This is a genomic window from Spirosoma flavus, assembly GCF_054778555.1.
In genome coordinates, this window is record NZ_BAAGZL010000001.1 from 1,427,640 (window position 1) to 1,449,377 (window position 21,738).

Genomic DNA, 21,738 nt, shown 5'->3' on the forward strand with positions numbered 1-21,738 from the left:
AGATCAAGAGCTAAAGCTGCTATTCTTTCTGTTCTCTGACACCGTATAAAATGAATATATTAAGATAATAGCCACTAAATGACCGTTCAAGTATAAACCCTGTACTACCACATACTCGAAGATATAACTTGTTGGCCCATTGAGTTTTAACTTCTAACGCACCAATAGGCTATTTATGAAACAACCAGACTCCCGGCTTATTCCTGACCCTGAAACGGGTAAGCCATTGTATGGCGTTGGAGCGGGTACACTTGGAGCATTTCTGAACGCCTATTATCCCGAAGCTAAAAAACTAATTCGTATTGCCAGTGGCTACTTTCGATTGGCTGGCTACACCTTGGGCCGGCGCTATCTGTTCCCGGACCAAACATCAGTTCAGTTTCACATTCTGGTTGGTCCTAGAGAGGGCCAGAAAGTCCAGTTAGCTGTACGGGATGAAATCAAAGCCGAGCTAGATAAAGGCAAAAAGACGGGCAATTACACACCTCTGGTACGCGAAGTCATCCGGCGAATAAAAGCAAAGGAATTTATCATCTACGATGCCCGTGAGATGAGTGAGAATGTAGCTTACCATTGTAAGTTTTACATCTGTGACCAAACAGTGTTGTGCCACGGCTCTGGCAACTACACCGTATATGGCATACTGAAGCAGCATGAACAGATACAAGCCAGCCGCAATCGGGACATTATTACAGAATCTAGCAACTGGTTTGACGAGGCATCCAGAACTGCCAAAGATGTAACGAAGCCCATTCTGCAGTTGCTCGAAGCCTGGCTTACGCTGGCCCCGCCTTTCCACGCCTATCTGAAATTTCTAACCGCCTTCGACATTCTTTTCGACCGACGTAATGTGCCTGGTTTGCACCTGCCCGTCTATTACCAACAGTGGGTCATTATGCGGGCCATTGAGGCTTGTAAACAGCATCGGGCGGCTGTAGTGCTAGCCGCTACGGGCTTGGGCAAAACCATTATTGGAGCAGAACTTGTGTTTCTGTTAAAGCATCTGAATATTATTCAGAACGTTGTCCTGATAGCACCGTCTGCCGTACATGCTGAGTGGAAAAAACAACTAAAACTGAGAGATTTTCACGACGATCTGTTCAATAATCACTTATTGTTCATGTCCACATCGGATCGGCCGTACTACAAAGTATCCCAGCTAGATCAGCGCCTGAGCGACGTAACGGACAGGACGCTCGTCCTCATTGATGAAGCCCACACATACCGCAATCAGGATCGCTCTGACTGGCAAAAGAAACACAAAAAATACCGCGACGAAGCTAAACGCGAAAAAGCCCGTGGCGGTGTTGCCCTCGACCGGATACGCCCGCTTGTCGAAGAGCGAAAAGCTTTGATTGTTTTGCTGACAGCCACGCCTTACGGTACCAACCCAGGCAATATTGAAAGTTTGCTCCGCTTTTTGCCCGAAAATCTATCGAGTCAGAACACAGAAAAAAAACGAAAAGGACTGTCATTAACCCAATTAACCCAACTGAATTTTGTTAGCTCACTTGGTCTTCGACAAGTATTGTCCCTGGCAAGGGAGCGGGGGGATACCGTCAATGACCGCGTCTTCATTAAATTCGATACGCAACCGCGTTTCATGCCGGAACGGGTTTATTTACGGAAAGTTGGCTATCAGCTACCGGAATTTGAAGACCTGCGGGCCGCATTCGACGCCGGGCTGTTTGCACAGGATACGCCAAATGTACGTGATGGTTTTGATGATAGGCGGGAGGATTACCACTCATTTGGAATTAATTCGGCCAATGAACATTTCATTACATCATGGCTAGGTTCACCACCTGCCGTGGTGCAATGCCTGACCAAAAACCTGCTCACGATTGGTAAGCGGGATAATCAGGCTAAAGCACCCGCTCCTCCCTTGTTTCCTGACTACCAGCGATACTCGGAGGAGGAAATGGCCACTTTCCCAGGCGAAGACGCTGGTAAACCTTACAATTTTCTGATGCGTGAAGACCTTAAACTTCGTCGAGAAAAGCTGTATACTGTTCAGCAACGTCTCGAGTTGTTGAATTGGGATGATAAGGTTCAGAAACTGTGCGACCTTCTTAAAACACACGTAATTAATGAGAAAGAGAAAGCATTAATTTTCGTCGAGCGTCATGCCACGGCATTGTTTATCACTGAGTTTTTACAAAAGGTAAAACCGTCCTTGTCGGTCGAATGTATGGTGGTGCGGCAAGGGAAAGAGGGATATGTGCTGAAGGACATTGACAAACGCAACGAGATTATGGATAACTTCTCGCCTATCTCACGCGGCACAAAGAAAATTACCTTCCCTGTCAATGTACTCGTTTGTACGGATGCCAACGGTATTGGTGTCAACTTGCAGGATGCCAACGTAGTCGTCAATTACGATCCAGCCGACAGCGCCGATATTCTTTTTCAGCGGGCCGGCCGCATTATCCGATTCACGGTTGACCCAAGCCGTAAAGTGTATATTTATACGTTCGAGCCAAGCCAAAAAGATGCGTCTTCAAAAGCTTGCAACAAGATTGCCTCCGTATTTGAGAACATGAGGAAATACCACGACCGCTCCAGCAAAACGTTTGGCTTGTCGATCCTGCCCGAATCCGATGAAGAAGAAATTGATCTGACCAATCCTGAGCAGGAAGCGGCTTTTGCCAGCAGTTTCAACGCAGCCGATGACGGTACTGTTCCAGATACGCTCGCTCATCATACTGCCACTTTTGATAAACACCGAGACCTTGTCGGGAAGCTTACCGATAGTTTATATTCATCACAAATTTACAAAAGCAAGGAACCAAGGATTGCTATACTTATTGAGCGGGATGCACATAAACAAATTATTCTTTATAACCTCAAATCGCGAACATTCGAAAACGAAAATAATCCGGTTGCCATAATTGATCTGATTGCCTGTCAGAAAGACACCGATAATGCACCTATCGATGTCGGAACCGTAGAACGAGCAACAAAAAGAGCGGTTAATAAATGGCAGAAAATAAGCATGTCGTCAACAGATGAGCTGCGAATTCTGTGCAGCGTTTATTTAGCTCCGAAGTGGAAGAAGACGTTTTCTGACGATCTCCTTAAGTAGTTTCGACAGAAAAAGAAAGTCCGGCATAACACTACCAACAAAGGCAATACCCAGTAAATCTCATACGGAATTGAGTATGACCTAATACCACTCCCCCAGCCGCAAATAAGTGAAAAAAGTATGTCTAATTATTTGCCTAAACTACCTCTCCAAACAACGTTCCCATCATCCGCTCAAATTCTGACTGCCAGGGAGCACGTATCACAATCCGTTCCGACGTAGTGGGGTGGTCAAATTCGATACGTAGCGCGTGCAACAGCATTGTATTCATCTCGAAATGCTCCTTGAAAAGTTTGTTCTGTTTATTGCAGCCGTGGGGCCGGTCGCCGATGATGGGATGGAGGACGTGCGCCATATGCTTTCGCAACTGATGCATTCGGCCCATCACCGGATTGAGTTCGACCAGGGAGTAGCGCGACGTAGCGTGTTTGCCAAATGGCAGCGGAATCTCAGTACGACGTAGCGTCTTGAGGAACGTAACGGCTTCCTGTACTACGTTCGAGTCATCTTTACGTAGCGGATAGTCGATCGTCAACGTATCAGGTGTGAAACCGCGCACGATCGCTACGTAGGTTTTCTGGACACCGCCCTGCGCAAAAAGCGTTTGCATCGCCGAATTCATAGCCTCGTTCAGCGCGAACAAAAGCACACCCCCCGTTTTGCGGTCCAGTCGATGCACCGGATACACACGCTGCCCCAACTGGTCGCGTAAAAGTTGAACGGCAAACTCGCTGGCATCAGCCGCCATCGGCGACCGGTGAACCAGCAAACCGTGCGGTTTATTAATCGCTACCAAACCCATTGACTGATAGAGAATTGACAGCGGTTGCAACGTAGTGACTGTTGAAAGGGGCGAGTCCATTATTCAGAAAACGAATACCTGAATGATATATTCATTTTCAAAATAAATCGAAAACGGGGAAATTGATGTTAAAGTGATGTTCCTACAGAGCCCGTTTGGCAACAAAATACCCCTCGACAAATATTCGGTCTTCTTGTTTGTTTGATGATACATTCCACATGCCCGCAGTATTTACTCTAAATGTCCCTTTAACGTAACTCCCTACCCCGGGTAATTCTTCAATATCAACGTACCCTCCGCCATCGACAACCCCTTTTTCCTCATTAGTGTACCAGCTTGATATTGTTAATCGTGGCGTACTCGTCCCTGAGAATAAATAGACATACTGTAACAAATTCGGATGTTCTGGGGAGGGATCACTACGAGAATTCCAGTTGTGTTGGCCCACTCCTCCGCTCCACAGGATAGTAAACGTTCGGAACAGCGTTCCACTTGCAGAGTCCTTATCAATGGCCGTTACGCCAAAAGCGCCTGAAGCTGTCTGGGTTACCACGGCTCCAGGAAGAAATTCCCAGGCGGTGTTAATTCCTGAACCAAGCCGAAACGCGATAACTGATTTAGGGGTGACTTTGATACTTGAAACGAGAAGGTACTCACCCCGAAAGCCTCCAGTAGGGTCTGTTAGCGACACTGACACGCTCACATCAGTGGGTTTTCTGACAAAATCAGGTGCGGTATACGTAGCGCCCGAACCGCTACCAACCACAGTACCAGGTCCGCCAACTTGCCAGGCAGTGCCTTTACCGCCATTTTTAATGTAGCGTGGATCAAGCGGTTTGGCATCCCGCATGAACAAATCTTTGCGCGGTGACTCAAGGGGATCTTTAGCCCCGTCTTCGGAATTAATAAAATAATCAACAACCTGCAACGGCACAGTTCCTCCTTCTGGCGTAAGTTCCTCCTCGGGTAATAATAGAAACCAGTGGGCGAGTGTCCAGTCGCTGAAATGGGTTGTAGAAACAGAAACCGTCTTTTTAGCCTTATTAACCACCGGGTTTGCCGCGAATTTCCAGAACCCTTTTTCGTCCTGATAAGCCAGCCCCAACGCCTGCGTAAAACTAGTTGCCGATGATACGTTCGCGTAGGAAAACTCAACGGTAACAGGTTTTTTAAACGCTACGTTATGCGGTAGCAAACGAAAACTCTGGCCTGTTCCGGCCGGAGCCGTGCTCTCAACGGTCAGTATCGTAATTTTAGTAGGTTCGCCAACAGCTCCAGCTGGAATAGTAAGCTTTAATGAATTATCCGGAAGCGCATAGTCGCCACCGGCTGACGTGACCGTAAACACCGTTTCGCCACCTGTAAGTTTACCCATTGGATACGTAGTGGGTTCTTCCGGTGTATTCGACTGGTTAGGGTTGGAATTAGGATCAACAGGCTCTGTTTTACAGGCGATACAAAAGCCCATAAAAACCCAGGCCATTGCAACGTAACGGCTGATATTCATTTTGTATTTGTTGTTTAGAAACTAATAAACAGCCTTGTTGGGGGAGATAGAAGCCCGTAGCGATTTATTCGAAAATGAAATTACCAGCTCCCAGCGACCGGCATAAGCTCTATTATCTAAAGCGCACTTAAATTAATTTGAATTCACAGATCGGGATGACGAGTGAGTTCCGGTTTTGCTGTAGATTTGTTAATATGAGGATGGCACCAATGCTTTAGTAACTTCCCTGACTGTCTGTCTGATAGTTCTGCCTTTTTTCAGGCACAAATTCCTATTGTCTTTGCTGAAGGTTTTACGCGACTCTGGTCTGTGGGTTTCCGATACCCTTTTAGACTGGTAGTCGCTTCAGTAATAGTTCTCATCATTAACAATTAGATAATCATGGAAGTCGTATTGAATAAGCTACAAATAGACCAATTCATAAAGGAAGGTTTCATACGTATTGATAACGCATTCGCTCCCGAGTTAGCGGAGGCTGCGCGTAGCATCCTCTGGCAGGACACTGGCTGTGACCCGAATGATCCGTCTACTTGGACAAAGCCCGTCATTCGGCTCGGTATGTATACACAGGAGCCTTTCGTGCAGGCGGCCAATACGCCTATATTGCACCAGGCGTTTGATCAATTGATTGGCGCAGGAAAATGGATTCCGCTGATGAATATGGGCACATTTCCAGTCCGTTTCCCATCGGATGAAGACCCCGGCGACACGGGTTGGCATGTCGATGCGAGTTTTCCGGGAGCCGATCCAGGTAACTATTTTGACTGGCGTATTAATGTGCGCTCAAAAGGCAGGGCATTGCTAATGCTGTTTCTCTTTTCAGATGTCGGTGAAAAAGATGCCCCCACCCGAATCCGTGTCGGCTCTCATCTGGACGTAGCAAAATTATTGGCGCCTGCTGGTGAACAGGGGTTGCCATTCATGGAACTTGCCGGAAAGCTGGACGAATTGCCGGAACGCAACGTAGTAACCGCAACTGGCAAGGCCGGAACGGTATACTTATGCCATCCTTTTCTGGCTCATGCGGCTCAGGCTCACTATGGTACAGAGCCGCGATTTCTGGCGCAGCCTCCTTTGCTTCTCAGAAATGAATTGACGATTGAAGGTTCTGAAGAAAGCGATACGCCTGTAGAAAAAGCAATTCGGTTGGCGCTAAATACGTAGTGGCTTATTGATACAATAAAACCGGCAAAGTAAAAAAACAGAACCTGTTACCTTATTAGACCATCCTACACAATCAACTTGTATGCAGACGCAAAATCCTATCGCAAGAAGAGATTTCCTAAAATATTCGGCCAGCGTTTTGGCTGCTCTACCTGTGTCATCTGCGCTAAGCAACGTACCAACCGCTGGGCTCTCTCTGCCTTTAGGCATTTGTGCTTCCTATGACAAGGCTGATCTTTTGAAGCGGTTAGGTTGCTCTTTTATTGAAGAAAGCGTCGGTAAGTTTTTAATTCCGGATACCGGGGGCGATGCACAGTACGAAACGAATAAGTCGGCGCTTAGAAAAGAAGGCTTTCCAGTACGTTCCTACATCTACTTTTTTCCGGGAAAGCTCAAGTCTGTTGGACTGGACATTCACCACGAAGCCATTTTAGAGCGGGCCGATCTGGCGCTACGTCGGGCGAAGGAGTGTGGTTCGAAAAACATCGTATTTGGAAGTGGCGGTTCGCGGTTCATTCCCGACGGTTTTGATCGCGACAAGGCCAAAGCGCAGCACATCGCGCTCTGCCAGAAAATGGCCCCAATTGCTGAAAAATATGGCGTTACGTTAGCTGTAGAACCGCTCAATCGGGGCGAAACCAATTTTATCAACACTCTGGCCGACGGTGTCGAAATCATTCAGGCTGTTAAAAATCCCTGGTTCAAATTGCAGTGCGACATTTACCACATGCTCAAAGAGAGTGAAAGTCCGCAGGAAATTGTGAAATACGGAGAATACATCACACATTGCCACATTGCTGAAAAAGAAACACGTAGTGCACCGGGCGTAAAGGGTGATGATTTCCGACCGTATTTTCGGGCCTTAAAACAGATTAAGTATCAGGGTGGCCTGTCGCTGGAGTGCAACTGGAACAACTTCGACGCTGAGGCTACCAAAGGGATAGCGGTGGTGAAACAGCAGTTGGCGGAAGTTTGACAAGGCCTCAACAGGCTCTGGCTGTTGAAGTCGTCTTAGCGACTAATTAAGTAGCTACAATCCATTGGGTAGTTCCGACAGCCAGAGCCTGTCGGAGCCTTCTCTGCCCTATGCAAAAAATCACATCCACTCCCAGGCGCTCTGGTAGGCGTCATGAGCTTCGGCATACGTAATGAAATTGGCGTAGAACGGCAGGCTCGCCAACGTAGCACTGTCGCCTACTACGATTAGTTTTTTACGGGCGCGGGTCATCGCTACGTTCATCCGCCGAATGTCTGACAGAAAGCCGATGTCGCCTTCAGTGTTGCTACGTGTCAGGGAGATATACACAATGTCGCGCTCCTGCCCCTGAAAACTGTCGATGGTATTGACCGAAATTTTCTCACTGTATTCCTGTAATTCAGGGGTTTGTAGCAACAGATCTTTTAAAATGCTAATCTGCTGTTTATAGGGAGAAATAACCGCGATGGTCGGGAAATCCGCTTTCGTGTAGCGTGTGCTCAAATCGGTTACGAGCTGAGTCAAATGCTTCATCAGCAAAGCCGCTTCTTCGAGGTTGGTCGAACTGGTACCTTCCAGTTTTTCCTCAAATCCGCAACCGGCCGTATCCACAAACGCCAGCGACGTATCGCCGTCAAACAAGGAATGACGTGCCACCGATTCGTGTGCTTTCACCTTGCTCTCATAAAACACCTGCGACGAATAACCCATAATGTGCTCGTGCATACGGTACTGTTCATCGAGCAACGTAACGGTCTCTGGATGAAGCGCTACGCATTTCTCCAGCAACGTAGTAGCCAGTCCATTTCGGGCCGCTTCGGGCGATTTGATGGTTGGCGGAAGTTGGCAATGGTCGCCCGCCAATACCAGCTTCTGCGCTTTCAGAATAGGTATCCAGCAGGCCGGTTCCAGCGCCTGACCCGCTTCGTCGATAACTGCCGTATGATACGTTAGCTGGCGAACCGTGTAGTGATTGGCACCCACTAACGTAGCGGTAATGACCTGCGCTTTGGCAATCAGATCGTCCATTACGTACTGCTCCGTGTTCGCTACGTCCTTCATGATTTTGTGTGCTTCATCGAACAGGGCTTTACGTTGTTCGCGTTCAGCTTTGCCAAAATTGCGCTTGTATTTATGGGCCATATTCCGAAACTCGTTGGCCTGTTTCTTCAGCTTTTTGGCTTCTTTCATGGCCGGATGTTCGCTCACTTTTTGATCCAGCGTCAGCGCCATCAGCCGATCCGATACGCGGGCCGGATTCCCAACACGTAGTACGTTCAATCCTTCGTCGTGCAGTTTTTCGCTCAGCAAATCAACGGCGGTATTGCTGGGCGCTACCACTAATATTTTCTTATTATCCTGTTTATGAAGCGCTTTTATGGCCTGTACCAACGTAGTGGTTTTGCCCGTTCCCGGCGGTCCATGCACAATTGCCAATTCGTTGGCCGACAGAATTTTTCCGACAGCCGCTACCTGACTGGGATTCAGTTTCGGGAAATTTGGTACAAACGTTTCACTATGGAACGTAGCAGCCTTTTCGCCAGTAAGAATTTGGATGAGCCGGTTTTCTGATTTGTCGCCTAACGTATTGGCCGTTTTTAGGGCCGCTTCCATTTCGTCGTAGCTGTTGTCGTCGAACAGCGCTTCCACGCCCAGCTTGCCATCCCGCGACCAATCAGGCAGTTCGTCGGTACGTAGCGTTATCTTGAGTCGGTTGCCGCTCTGGTGGGTAACGGTACCTTCAACTCGGTCGTTACGTGGGTCGTGGTTGCTGAACAGAACGGCGGGCATCCCAAACCGAAGCTGATGCGGAATATCCTGATGCGTAGTACGTTCCACTTCGACAGTCAAGTAATCACCCCGGCTCATCTCGTTACCACGAATAGCAATTGGGTACCAGGTCAGGCCAGCGGCCCGGCGTTCGGCAATTGACGTGGTTTCGGTGAGTTTCTGGTACTGATGCTGATCTTCTGCCCGTTCAATTTGAAGTAATTGGAGCAGCTTTTTAAAGTAATCCATTCACAAAGGTAATACTTCCCGGCTCCACGAACGGCGCAGGATATTAGGCTAGTAATCGCTATACTTGTTGTTTAAATTTCTTTCTTAACTACAACCATGAAGCGACTTTTTTGCTTGCTGTTTTTTCTGATAACTGGACTTAGTCAGGCCCAAACCATCGATTCGACTTGGTTTAGAGCGAATTATACCAAGAAAGAACACTATATCACCATGCGTGACGGCACGAAGCTGTTCACCTCTATTTACCTGCCTAACGATAATGCTGAAAAACACCCGATTCTGATGAGCCGCACGCCGTATTCATGCGCGCCTTACGGTGAAAAAGAATACCGGAATTTCTATTCGAATCACTACAAAGAGTACCTGAAAGAAGGATACATCATGGTGGTGCAGGACGTGCGTGGTCGATGGATGAGCGAGGGCGCATTTGAAGATATTCGCCCATACAGCACGACTAAAAAAGGCAAAGAATTTGATGAAGCCAGCGATACGTATGACACCGTCGACTGGTTGGTGAAAAACCTGCCTAACAACAATGAAAAAGTGGGCGTTTTCGGTATTTCATATCCCGGATTTTACTCCACAATGGCTGCGCTGAGCAATCACCCGGCATTGAAAGCGGTGAGCCCGCAAGCGCCTGTTACCGACTGGTTTATGGGCGATGATTTTCACCACAACGGCGCGTTTATGGCGATGGATGCGTTTAATTTTTACCTCCGTCGCGGCTTTGGTTTCCCGCACCCGAAACCTACCTCAGTTGGCCCCAAAGGGCTACCCGTACCGACGAACGACAGCTACGAGTTTTTCCTACGTAGCGGAGCGCTGCCCAACCTGACGCGCTTTGCTGGTGATAGCGTCAAATTCTGGAATGAATTGATGCAGCACCCCAATCTGGATGCATGGTGGAAGGCACGTAACGTTCGCAATTTCGTCGGCGCTATTTCACCCAATATTGCTACGTTGGTGGTCGGCGGTTTGTTCGATGCCGAAGACTGTTTTGGTGCCTGGACAACGTATCAGGCCATCGAAAGCAAGGCCAAAAACAACAACCGGATTATTATGGGCCCCTGGTTTCATGGCCAATGGGCGGGTCGTGGTAGTGATGGTTCCTCGCTTGGAAACGTGCAGTTTGGTAGCCCAACCAGTACGTATTATGCTGAGAACGTAGAAGTTCCGTTTTTTAACTATTATCTGAAAGGGAAAGGCAGCATCGATAAAATTAAGGAAGCGAACATCTTCTTCACAGGCGAAAATCAGTGGAAACAATTTGATAAATGGCCGCCAGCCGCTACGTCGAGCCGGGATATTTATCTGCAACCGGGTGGGAAACTAGATTTTACCAAGCCGTCCGCAACGGGTAACAATACGTTCACCGAATACGTCAGCGACCCAGCCAAACCGGTTCCGTATGCCGAAGGCGTGAAAGCCTACCGGACGCGCGAATACATGACTGATGACCAACGATTTGCCGCCATCCGCCCCGACGTACTGGTTTTCCAAACCGACGTATTAACCCAGGATTTGACCCTGGCCGGTCCGCTCGTGGCCGATTTGCAGGTGAGCATGACGGGTACGGATGCCGATTTTGTCGTGAAACTGATTGACGTGTTCCCCGATGATTTCCAGTACAGCCCAAATGATACGTATGTGAACAATGGCTACCAGATGATGGTACGGGGTGAAGTAATGCGGGGGCGTTTCCGGAAGAGTTTTGAGAAACCCGAAGCGTTTGTGCCGGGACAAATCAGCGAAGTAAAATACAGCCTACCCGACGTAGCACACACGTTCAAAAAAGGCCACCGACTGATGGTACAAATTCAAAGCACCTGGTTCCCGCTGGTCGACCGAAATCCCCAGAAGTACGTTGATATTTATCACGCGAAAGATTCTGATTTCCAGAAATCAACCATCAAAATCCACCACGGTGCTGCTGCTGCCAGCAAAATTAGTTTGCCGGTTAGTAAGTGAGGGTATAAGGTTGTAGAGTTATAAAGTTGTAGGGTTGTAAAGTTGTAAAGTTGGCTGACGCCTTCTAAACTTTACGACTCTACAACCCTACAACTTTATAACGTCACTTACTCTCCCCCAAACAGAAACCCTAACGTCAGGCCAAAGGCTGAATTTGTGGTTGTCTGACTAGACCCATTCGCCAGATTAGCCAGCCCTGGCGAGTAAAAAGCCGAAATGGATAATCCGGACGACAATTCGTAACCTCCCGATAAGCGCAGTCCATAATCAAGTCGTTTTACCTGATCTTCACCTGAGCCGAAATCTACAGTTTCGCTACCCGACTGCCCCTGAACGCTTCCGCTTGTCGAGCCGCTCAGCGCGTAGCCTACATACGGGCCTGCTCCCAGCACTACCCGCCCCGGACCCGCCTGAAGGCCATAGGTTACCTGGATAGGAACCTCGATATAGTTAAAAGCCAGGGTTACATTGCCGTCAGTTAGTCCGCCGGAAAGGCCACTTAAATCAAATTTTGTCCCTTTTACAGAATATAATACCTGAGGTCTGATTGAAAAGCTTTCAGACAGAGCAGCATCGAGCATTAGACCAGCCGTATAGCCAATCCGATTACTTCCGCTGATAGAAAAGCCCCCAATATCATTCTTCTGATTTGCCATTTGCAGACCTCCAGTCACCCCAATTCTGACTTGCGCAAAGGAGGTTAATGCGGCAAAGAATAGACCTGCGGTGAGTATCGTAATTTTTTTCATGCGTTGTTTATGTAATTGTGAAACGCGGCAATAATACGAAATATGTACCTAAATGTATGTTTATTTTAACATAGATGGTGCTAAGTTTCAACAGTACACTTGCCGCCGTATCTGCCACTACTTTGACGGTCTGGGCTGGGATGCCCCTGAAATCAGGAAGAATACGGTTAGGCAACCCACAACAATGAGCGTCCATTTTAAGAAGGGGCGAAAATCCCAGTTTAGCCACGTAGCGACAGCGACTATACCAACACCAATTAGCAAAAGCAATCCTCCTAGCGGAATGGTTAGGAACAACGTAGAGCCAATACCCGAATTGCGGCTGTCGCCATAATCGATTCCGCCGATCAGAGTTAGGTTAATAACGATCACGCCAATGATTCCAGCCACACCAATACGTAGTAACCACCACCAGAGGTGGCCGTTGGTCCAGAATAACGGCACAAATGAAAGCAATACGCCCAACAGGGCCAGATACCATTGCAGGTTTTCGAGTTGAGCGTTTCCGCCTGACGTAGCGGGTTGATTGTTGACCACCAGCACGCGGGCAAAAACGTACAGCAGGAGCCAGACCAGCTCGGGGCCAATTAAATACGTAGTAATGCGGTTCATATTTTCAGACTTTCGCCTTTTTGAAGCTTAACAATGTATCAAATTTTTGAACTGATGCGCAGTCAGGCAAAAATAAGTGCTTGATTGGTAGGTAAATAGATATGAATTGCTATACTAGTAGGAAGAGTTATTGACCGGCAGCCAGAAGTACCAAATCGCCCGATGCGCCTTAGGTTACGATTTAAATTGGTTTGCCAACCATTCAAGGAGTTAGGCCGATGGTTCATTCACAAATAGTTGATCGCCCTGAGTGGTGTAATCATTTTTGCGTACTCAATGGGTAGTTACCCGCAACTAAATCAGCTATTTTAAAACTATATGCGAATGTTCGGATATATCTTATTTGGCATTGTTATACTATGCTACGTTGGCCAGGCGATGTTTACTTCGTCGAGACCAAACCTGGCTGGCGATAATGCGATGGGCTACGGCCTAGGCATTGCCTTTTTTGGTTTGGTCTTCACGCTCAGTAGTTTGGCGCTAACGATTGTCGCCAGCCTGAACGGCGGATTCACCTGGATTTCTCAGGAGCCTTCTACCCGCGTAATGCTCGTCGGTCTCGCCTGGCTCACGATGGCGATTACTACCTTTTTTTGTGTGGTTTTTAAGTGGGAATGGCATGGCGATGGTACGTATCCCCAGTTTTTACATTGGATAGCTGTTCATCAGGGCATGTTATGGGTTCCGCTGCCGTGGCTACTAATGTGTTTGTTTGCGCTGAATCCGGGCTGGCAGGCTTCACTATCGGGTAGCACCCTGAAAATTCCGTTCTGGGTAGGTTTAGCTGTTACGGTGCTATACAGTGGCGGTTTATTGATTGGCTATTTTCGGGATTCTGCGCAAGAAGCTGAGGCCAGAATGGCGGCTCAAACTGAAGATGAAAAGCGCTGGCATCAGATACGGCTGGATGAGATTGCCGCTCACAAACCCAGCGATTCCATTTTTGGATTATTAAAATATTCAAGCCCTGGTCAGGATGAAGATGTAAAGCAGGCGGCTTTAGCCAAAATTAAGTCGCACGCTGATTGGGAGGCACAGTTGCTAAAATTATTGGAGAATAAATACTATTGTCATGAAGTGTATTATTTCCTGAATGGAAACCCTGTCGATCACCCCGATCAGTTTATTCAGCCTTTGCAACAAAGTGTAACGATACTGTCTGAACGTTTTAAAGCCGAAATTGTCGATAGCAATAACTTGCAATCCTGGAATTTCGATATGTATGGAATCGAACATCTGCTGCAAGCTATTGATGGTCAGTTTAAAGATCGGGTTGACGATCTCTATCCCAGCGTGGTTCAACTGAAAAATGCCCTGAACACTCCGCCCCCTGAACGATTTAAAAATGTTCGGTTTACGGCATCGGCTGTAATAGAGCAATGGTTGCGAACACACAAAAAATAAAACCGTACTAACGACTGTAATTTGTTCTTATACCGGCTATTACGGCCTGACATTCATCAACATTTCCCTGTTTCCGAATACCTATTAAATGTGGCGAACGGCTTAGTGTACAGGTTAACTAATTAGTTTACAATGTATTGCTGCGTTGTTTGCCGACTACAAGCAGGGACAAATAGACGTTATTATGAGCGATCAAGAAATCAGTACTGTGAAAAAAACATGGCGGCTGCTACGTGAAATTGACCCGGTGTTGCTGGGCGATGTTTTTTACAGCCGACTTTTTATGAGTAACCCGGAATTACGTGTGCTTTTTAAAAGCCCTATCGAAACGCAGTCCAGAAAACTAATCGACATGTTGGGGTATCTGATCAGTCAGTTGCACCGGTTCGATGAGGTGACCGACGACGTAGTAGCGCTGGGCCAGCGACATGTGCAGTATGGAGCAAAACCTCAACATTATGAAGCTGTTAGAAAAGCCCTGCTGTGGACGCTGGAGAAAGGTCTTGGTCGCGATTGGAACGACAACGTAGCACAGGCCTGGTCTGCTATTTTCGGCATTATTACGCAGAAAATGCTGAATTCTACCGATCAGCGCTTAATCGTCTGATCTAAATTGACTGCTCCAAAACGGTCCAGATTCCACTTTCTACGTTTCATTGAAGTTTTCCTACCAGTCATCCTAATTGAATTGGTAACCCTTCGGCAGACGTCTATTTTTGACCCATTATCAACGTAGCGAACTACCTCTCGAAACTCAAACCAAAAAATCATGATTTCGTCATCTGAAACTGTTCCGACAACTTCGATTCTGGAGAATTACGTAGCGGTGCTGAAAAAGTATAACGACTTCAACAGTCGCGCCCGACGTAGTGAATACTGGGATTATGTTATGGTTAACGTAGTAGTGGCACAAGTGCTGAATCTGATCAATGGTTTGCTGTTCGATGGTGCTACGTTGATGGGCGGTTTAATGGTTGTATTGACGTTACACCTGGTTACCCTGCTTCCTTCCCTGGCTGTGTCCGTTCGGCGTATGCACGACCTGGGCAAAAGCGGCTGGTTTGCCCTGATACCGTTTTATAATTTGATTCTGGCGTGCCGGGAAGGTGAAAAGGGTATAAATCAATACGGTAGTGACCCCAAAAGAGTACTTAAAGTCCAGAACAGTAATCTCTGGATTTATTGATACGTATATAGATACGATTGAGAATGGAATCCAGTATCTCTCCTGACGCTACGTACCTGATTGAATTTGATACCCAGGAAATGGCCATGAGCCACTGGACGTATTCGCCAATTATTTACCAAAATCGGGATCGGGCGCGACTGTTCAGTATGGGCAGTAGCCTGTGGAGTGCTTCGTCTGTCGAATGGATTTCTGATTCGGTAGTTAGCTTGCGTGCCTGGCTTTATCCGGGTCGTATTTACTGTGATTTATTGCTTGATTTAGAGCGTCTAACCGGAAAAGCGACGAAAGGTAATTATGCCTATTTGCAGTGGAAACCCGGCGATCCGATTATTCAGCCACCCGTTTCGTTCGAGGGAGGATTCGCAGAACTCACGTATTGGCTGAATCAGACGGCCCCATATGGTAGACGAATGTAAATCTGAAAAATCAACGCTCCGGTTCAGGCTCCACCGAGCCGCATGCACTACAACGCTTTCACCAGTGCAATCACCACTTTGGCCGAATTACGGGCGGCTATCTGGTAAAACGTGAGCATGTCGCTGCGGGCGTTGTCGTCGGCGCGGTCGCTCAGGCTGCGAATGACCAGATGCGGCACCTGCATCTCATGGCAAACCTGCGCCACAGCCGCCCCCTCCATTTCCGTAGCGTCGGCGTTGAAGGTTTGCCGAAGTTGCGCCACTTTCTCCGACGATGAAATAAACTGATCACCCGTTACGACGATGCCAGTAATAACCGTCGGCGGACGTTGCGTAACCGGAATCGATTCGAAAGTAATGGAACGGACCACCGTCTGCGCTTGCTGGAGCATCACCGAATCGGCCGTAAAAAAAGCAGGATTTAGTTTTCCGGATAATGAATACGTCTGTTTGATGGGCTGCTTACTCATCGAAATGGTCTGATAGTCATGATGAGCCGTTTGCCGGGCAATCACAATATCACCGGGTTGCAGATCAGGATTCGTACCACCCGCGATACCCGTAAAAAGCACCTGTCGAGGACGAAAATGATCGAGCATCAGCGCGGTTGTCATAGCGGCATTCACTTTACCAATACCTGTTTCGGCTAGCACCACTCGCTGTTTCCCCAACCGCCCGTAGGTAAACGTAACACCATCGACCATTACGATTTTTGGGTTCTTCAATGACTCTTTTACAAGCGTAACTTCGGCCCCAAAAGCGCCCAATAAGCCAACAACAGGTTTCGGTTTATACCGTTGCCCAAAAGCAAGCTGAGAAAGTAAGAGGAAGAAAATGGTTTGTTTCATAGCGATCAGGTTGATTCAATTTTACCGCAAAAATCCGCAAAGCACTTCGCGAATCTTTGCGCGCTCTGCGGAGAAAAATAATAGTTTAATGACCAGCTGTTAGCGCCAGTATGCAAAATAAATCGACAATCCACAGGCCGAGCGAAACTTCCCGAGATTTACCAACGGCCACTTTTATGACGGTCCAGGACAAAAATCCCCAGATGAGGCCCTGCGTGATGGAGTAACTGAACGGAATCAGCACCAGCGCCAGAAAAGCAGGCAACGCGTCATCCAGTTGCCCCCAGTTGATACGTGTAATCGGCTTCATCATAAAGGCGCCCACCAGCACGAGCGCCGGAGCCGTGGCAATAGCCGGAATGACCGACAGGAGCGGAGAAAGAAACAGAAATGGTAAGAAACAACAGCCCGCTATTACAGCAGTCAAACCGGTACGTCCGCCCTGCGCAATACCCACCGCCGATTCGATATAAGCTGTGCCAGGGCTCGTGCCAAACACGCCCGCCAATGTAGTAGCCACAGCGTCAGTCAGTAAAGAGCGGTTCAGGTTACGAGGATTGCCATCGCTGTCCTGCAGCCCACCCGCTTCGGCCACCCCAACGAACGTAGAGAGGCTATCGAACAAATCGGTGAAGGCAAAAGCAAAAATAACCGGCCACAACGACCATTTCAGCGCACCCATAAAATCTAGTTTGCCGAGCAACGAAAAGTCAGGACTGGCCCAGATTGCGCCAAAATTGACCAACGTTTTCTGCCCAAAATTAACCGCCGACGCATCGCCCCAATACCGACCAATGGGCCACGCAACCAACGTAGTGAGTACGATGCCGATGATAATGGCACCCGGTACGTCGCGCACAACCAGAATACTCGTCAGCAGTAAACCAAACACGAACGTAAGTACGATGGGGTCATTCATGCGCGCGATGCCGACCAACGTAGCAGGATTGGCAATGATGAAATGCGCGTTCTCGAAACCAATCAACGTAATGAACAGGCCAATCCCCGCCGACACCGCGTAACGTAGTGGTTGCGGAATAGCCCGTACGATAGCCGACCGAATATTCAGCACCGACAACAGTAAAAATAATACGCCCGCCCAGAAAACGGCTCCCAGGGCTACTTCGGGCTGGACGCCCATTCCCTTCACGGCGGTAAACGTGAAAAACGCGTTCATACCCATACCCGGCGCCACCACAATCGGATTGCGGGCGTACAGGCCCATCATCAGACTGCAAAAAAACGAAAGCAGCACCGTCGCCGTTAGCACACCGCTAAATGGCAAACCCGACTGGCTCAGAATAGCCGGATTTACTACGATGATGTACATGGTGGCGAGAAAGGTGGAAATGCCCGCCAGAATTTCGGTTCGGGTAGTACTTGATTTTGTAAGCAACGTATCAGATTCCATGCTTCAGGTTACGGATTGTATTGCCTACAAGATAAAGGATGAACTTGAAAGGGATATGTTAACCACTATAATAAACTGCCAGCGGCTTCGTCGAACCAGACCCGAACATTGGGAGCCGTCTGGACAATGCTGGCCGGTACGTCTTCCGTGACGGGGCCAGTGAGTGCCTTTTCTAACGTAGCGGCTTTCTTTTCCCCACTTACCAGCATAATGGCGTCGTGGGCGCCAGTCAGATGACGTAATCCCAGCGTAATTCCCTGATTAAGTGCGGTTTCTTTGTCGAAATATTTCTGGCCGACGGTAATGGTGCTTTCGGCCAGCTCGCCCACGTGGCATCCCAGCGTGAACGATGTTCCGGGCTCATTCAGGCCAATATGGCCGTTCATACCCATGCCAACCAGCATCAAATCCAGCCCATCGTGCGAATCGATCAACGTATCAATGCGGGCGCATTCGGCATCAAGATCATAGGACGTAGCATCGAAAATATAAATCTGTTCGGAGGGCAATTCAAGCGGAATAAACAGATCGCGGAAGAGGTAATTGGTGCAGCTTCCGGCGTCCTGGGGTGTGAAGCCCACCCATTCGTCCAGACCCACAAACGTACATCGGCTAATATCGACCTGGCCTGCTTTGACTAATCCGACAAATCGTCGATAAGCCTCAGTCGGTGTATCTCCTGACGTAACGCAAATCAGCGCGTCAGGTTTTTGGTTTATAACAGCCGCCATGTGCTCAGCGGTACGTTGCGAAAGGGTTTCGTGATCAGGAAATTTTTGGATAGTCATGAATTTAATTGGCCTGAAATTGAGGCAAAACTGATAATGAATTTGCTTGAACTTTTGCTGCGTAGCTAACGAAGCTGAGTCGCCGGAGCTGAAGCAAGATAAAAAGACGCTACTTATTTCAACTCACTAGCGCGGATATCGCGGCTCCAGCGTTCGGCGCCTTTTTGGTCGAACACTTTAATATTGAGCACTCGATCTTTTTGCGGCCCACTGACGCTTAATAAACCGAAATTACGTTCAGTGACCAACGTATTCTCTACGTAAGTTGGCTGTTTGAGTTCGTCGGCGCGGGGCTGGGCCACCGATGATGTGAGTGGAGAAATAGTCAGATCGTAAAGCGGATACGTACCAGAACGGTCGAGTTTGTGCAAAATCGAATGGTGGCGATCGCCCGTGATGAACAGCACACCCGGAATTTTCGCTTCGGCAATCGCATCAAATAAACGCTTTCGCTCGGTGCCGTAGATGGAGTAGTTTTCGAAGGCTTCTGTTGGATTAACAATCTGACCTCCTGTAACAATAAACTTGAACGTAGCACGGCTGAATGTCAGCGCATCCACTAACCATTGAACCTGTTTCTCACCAAAATAGGCTTTGGCAGGCCCATCGGGCATGTCGTTAGGCGCGCGAAACGTGCGGTCGTCGAGCAAGAAAAACTGGCAATCATTCCAGAAAAACGTACCGGCGCACCCCTCCGAAAATACGTAGTTCGGATTCGTCCAGAACAGTTTGAACGCTTCTAACGTAACAGGTTTAAGCCAGTACGATCGGTCGGCGTCGTTTGGTCCAAAATCGTGGTCGTCCCACGTAGCGTAGTTGTGCGTATTCGCCAGCAGCGGCTGCATTTCGGGCAACGAGCGCGTGTGCGTGTAGCGTTTCAAAACGCCGGTTCGGCTGTTCCAGTCTACTTCACGGGTGTACGTATTATCGCCCGTCCAGAGCATGAAATCGGGTTTCTGCGCAGTGATAGCCGAAAAAATTTCGTAACCTCCGCCGTATGGTTTGCCGGGCCGGTCGTATTCAGGTTCGTTGACGTAAGTGCAGCTTCCTACGCCGAAACGAAAAGCCGGTGGGTCCGTCCGCCACTGCCACAGGCTTTGGGTTTGAAACTGGGTCGGGTAGGGCAGGCTCACCTTCTGGCCCCCGATTAACAGCTCGTACTCGTACTTTTTTCCGGGGTCCACCTGATCGGCGAGCAGGTGGGCGGTAAAAGCCGTTTTTCGATCGGTTTGGATTTCGTTCGTCAGATAACTAGGTGTTGTCTTCCCGACTTCATGATACCGAATCTGAACCTTGGCGGGCTGTTTCGTCTGGGCCCAAAGCATCACTTCGCGCGTATCGGAGTAACCAACCATCGGCCCCGATTGTAGTTGGGACCTTACGTTCGCAGGCTGGCTTCTGCGGTTACTCGTCCGGGCTTTAACGGTCTGAGACTGTTGGCCGAACGAAGGATAAACGAATCCCAATGTAAGTGCCAGCAGATAACATCGAATCTTGTACATAGGGGAAAGATAGCGTAATTTTGCGGCTCGTTTCAGAAAAGTATGCAACTCAATAATCAAACCTATCAGATTCAGGGTGTCAACGTATTGGATATAGCCGACGAGTTCGGTTTGCCGCTGTACGTATACGACGCCAACAAAATTATCGAAAAAATCGGCGCACTTCGGGATGCATTTCCGGGTGTTAATCTGAAAATAAAATACGCGGCCAAAGCCCTGACCAATATATCGATTCTAAAACTGATGCGGTTGCAGGGTATAGATATCGAAGTGGTATCGGTCAATGAAGCCCGGCTGGCGCAATTGGCGGGTTTCGAACCTGCGCAAATCATGTTCACGCCCAGCGGCAATTCCTGGGTTGAAATTCAGGAAGCGCTGGAAATGGGGCTGCAACTGAACGCCGACAGCCTGCCCCTGCTCGAACTGATCGGACAAACGTACGGTAACAAGTATCCTGTCGCGCTACGTATCAATCCCAGCATTACCGAAGGTGGAAACCTTAAAATTCAGACCGGTCACGGCAATTCCAAGTTTGGTATTCCGAACGATTACCGAACTGAAATCAAGGCTATTGTTGAGAAGTATAACATTCCGTTAGTGGGCCTTCACATTCACACGGGTTCCGATTTCAAGGACGGTAATACGTTCCTGAAAATCGCAGACGTGTTGTTCGATCTGGCCACCGATTACCCAAATCTGCGATTTATTGACTTTGGTAGCGGTTTTAAAGTTGCCTACCGACCCGGCGATCATTTTACGGATTTAACCGATTTAGGTAAAAAAGTTTCAGCAGCATTCCGTTCATTTTGTGATCGTTACGGTCGCGAGTTGGAATTGTGTTTCGAACCGGGCAAATTGCTGGTGAGTGAAAGCGGTCATTTACTTACGGAGGTGAACGTAGTAAAACAGAATCCAACGCGTACGTTCGTGCAAGTCAATTCAGGTCTGAATCACCTGATTCGTCCGATGATGTACGATGCATATCACCACATTCTGAACGTATCGAATCCAAACGGCGAAGAGCAACTCTACGACGTAGTAGGCTACATTTGTGAAACCGATACGTTCGCCACCGATCGTATGCTTCCCGAAGTTCGGACGGGCGACGTATTGTCGTTCGAGAATGCGGGCGCGTATGGTTTTTCGATGTCATCGAACTATAATTCACGGCCACGGCCCGCCGAAGTACTGGTTTATGACGGGAAACCATACCTGATCCGCCAGCGCGAAACCTTCGAGGATTTACTACGTGGTCAGGAAATTATTGAACTTGAAGAGGAATTAGTAAAAAAATAACT

At 48.3% G+C, this 21,738-nt stretch carries 18 protein-coding genes; 9 read left to right on the plus strand and 9 right to left on the minus strand.

Annotated features, from left to right (window positions below; translation table 11 throughout):
• The first annotated feature begins 175 nt into the window (after positions 1-175).
• A complete protein-coding gene (locus ACYVF1_RS05505; protein ID WP_461076410.1) occupies positions 176-3,085 on the plus strand; it encodes a helicase-related protein in 2,910 nt (969 codons plus the stop codon).
• A gap of 136 nt (positions 3,086-3,221) precedes the next feature.
• On the opposite strand, the gene ACYVF1_RS05510 is transcribed toward ACYVF1_RS05505, so the two are convergent.
• Positions 3,222-3,947 (minus strand): pseudouridine synthase, encoded by a 726-nt coding sequence (locus tag ACYVF1_RS05510; protein ID WP_461076412.1) that lies wholly within the window; start codon positions 3,945-3,947, stop codon positions 3,222-3,224.
• Positions 3,948-4,029: 82 nt separating this feature from the next.
• On the minus strand, positions 4,030-5,394 hold the full coding sequence (locus ACYVF1_RS05515; RefSeq protein WP_461076414.1) for a hypothetical protein: 1,365 nt from the start codon (positions 5,392-5,394) through the stop codon (positions 4,030-4,032).
• 381 nt (positions 5,395-5,775) lie between these two features.
• On the opposite strand from ACYVF1_RS05515, the gene ACYVF1_RS05520 reads away from it, so the two are divergent.
• Both ACYVF1_RS05520 and ACYVF1_RS05525 read left to right on the plus strand, forming a co-directional pair.
• Positions 5,776-6,558 (plus strand): phytanoyl-CoA dioxygenase family protein, encoded by a 783-nt coding sequence (locus tag ACYVF1_RS05520; RefSeq protein WP_461076416.1) that lies wholly within the window; start codon positions 5,776-5,778, stop codon positions 6,556-6,558.
• 154 nt (positions 6,559-6,712) lie between these two features.
• Positions 6,713-7,534: a sugar phosphate isomerase/epimerase family protein gene (locus ACYVF1_RS05525; RefSeq protein WP_461076418.1), complete on the plus strand. Its 822-nt coding sequence runs from the start codon at positions 6,713-6,715 to the stop codon at positions 7,532-7,534.
• Positions 7,535-7,654: 120 nt separating this feature from the next.
• On the opposite strand, the gene ACYVF1_RS05530 is transcribed toward ACYVF1_RS05525, so the two are convergent.
• Positions 7,655-9,553: an AAA domain-containing protein gene (locus ACYVF1_RS05530; protein WP_461076420.1), complete on the minus strand. Its 1,899-nt coding sequence runs from the start codon at positions 9,551-9,553 to the stop codon at positions 7,655-7,657.
• A gap of 96 nt (positions 9,554-9,649) precedes the next feature.
• Here ACYVF1_RS05530 and ACYVF1_RS05535 point away from each other — a divergent pair, with 96 nt between their 5' ends.
• On the plus strand, positions 9,650-11,521 hold the full coding sequence (locus ACYVF1_RS05535; RefSeq protein ID WP_461076422.1) for a CocE/NonD family hydrolase: 1,872 nt from the start codon (positions 9,650-9,652) through the stop codon (positions 11,519-11,521).
• Positions 11,522-11,628: 107 nt separating this feature from the next.
• On the opposite strand, the gene ACYVF1_RS05540 is transcribed toward ACYVF1_RS05535, so the two are convergent.
• Entirely contained in the window at positions 11,629-12,270 is a 642-nt protein-coding gene (locus ACYVF1_RS05540) for a porin family protein (protein WP_461076424.1), read from the minus strand.
• Positions 12,271-12,387: 117 nt separating this feature from the next.
• Positions 12,388-12,882 carry a hypothetical protein gene (locus ACYVF1_RS05545; RefSeq protein ID WP_461076426.1) on the minus strand — a complete coding sequence of 165 codons (495 nt, stop codon included), beginning with the start codon at positions 12,880-12,882 and terminating at the stop codon, positions 12,388-12,390.
• A gap of 324 nt (positions 12,883-13,206) precedes the next feature.
• On the opposite strand from ACYVF1_RS05545, the gene ACYVF1_RS05550 reads away from it, so the two are divergent.
• The 4 genes from ACYVF1_RS05550 (at position 13,207) to ACYVF1_RS05565 (ending at position 15,891) form a co-directional block, all read left to right on the plus strand.
• Positions 13,207-14,286, plus strand: coding sequence for a hypothetical protein (locus ACYVF1_RS05550; RefSeq protein ID WP_461076428.1), 1,080 nt, complete (start codon positions 13,207-13,209; stop codon positions 14,284-14,286).
• A gap of 184 nt (positions 14,287-14,470) precedes the next feature.
• Complete coding sequence (locus tag ACYVF1_RS05555) at positions 14,471-14,893, plus strand: globin domain-containing protein (protein WP_461076430.1); 423 nt, start codon at positions 14,471-14,473, stop codon at positions 14,891-14,893.
• A 162-nt stretch (positions 14,894-15,055) separates the two neighbouring features.
• Positions 15,056-15,472, plus strand: a complete 417-nt coding sequence (locus ACYVF1_RS05560) for a DUF805 domain-containing protein (protein WP_461076432.1) — start codon at positions 15,056-15,058, stop codon at positions 15,470-15,472.
• A gap of 23 nt (positions 15,473-15,495) precedes the next feature.
• A complete protein-coding gene (locus ACYVF1_RS05565) occupies positions 15,496-15,891 on the plus strand; it encodes a hypothetical protein (RefSeq protein ID WP_461076434.1) in 396 nt (131 codons plus the stop codon).
• A 47-nt stretch (positions 15,892-15,938) separates the two neighbouring features.
• Here the strand turns inward: ACYVF1_RS05565 and ACYVF1_RS05570 are convergent, their stop codons facing one another.
• The 4 genes from ACYVF1_RS05570 to ACYVF1_RS05585 all read right to left on the minus strand — a co-directional run bounded on the left by ACYVF1_RS05570 (position 15,939) and on the right by ACYVF1_RS05585 (position 20,440).
• Entirely contained in the window at positions 15,939-16,739 is an 801-nt protein-coding gene (locus tag ACYVF1_RS05570; RefSeq protein ID WP_461076436.1) for a 5'-methylthioadenosine/adenosylhomocysteine nucleosidase, read from the minus strand.
• Between the two features lie 85 nt (positions 16,740-16,824).
• Positions 16,825-18,150, minus strand: coding sequence for an NCS2 family permease (locus tag ACYVF1_RS05575; RefSeq protein WP_461076438.1), 1,326 nt, complete (start codon positions 18,148-18,150; stop codon positions 16,825-16,827).
• Between the two features lie 65 nt (positions 18,151-18,215).
• Positions 18,216-18,938: a 6-phosphogluconolactonase gene (locus ACYVF1_RS05580; protein WP_461076440.1), complete on the minus strand. Its 723-nt coding sequence runs from the start codon at positions 18,936-18,938 to the stop codon at positions 18,216-18,218.
• A gap of 113 nt (positions 18,939-19,051) precedes the next feature.
• Positions 19,052-20,440: an alkaline phosphatase D family protein gene (locus tag ACYVF1_RS05585; protein WP_461076442.1), complete on the minus strand. Its 1,389-nt coding sequence runs from the start codon at positions 20,438-20,440 to the stop codon at positions 19,052-19,054.
• Between the two features lie 42 nt (positions 20,441-20,482).
• Here ACYVF1_RS05585 and lysA point away from each other — a divergent pair, with 42 nt between their 5' ends.
• Positions 20,483-21,736: a diaminopimelate decarboxylase gene (gene lysA / locus ACYVF1_RS05590; RefSeq protein WP_461076444.1), complete on the plus strand. Its 1,254-nt coding sequence runs from the start codon at positions 20,483-20,485 to the stop codon at positions 21,734-21,736.
• The last annotated feature ends 2 nt before the right edge of the window (positions 21,737-21,738 follow it).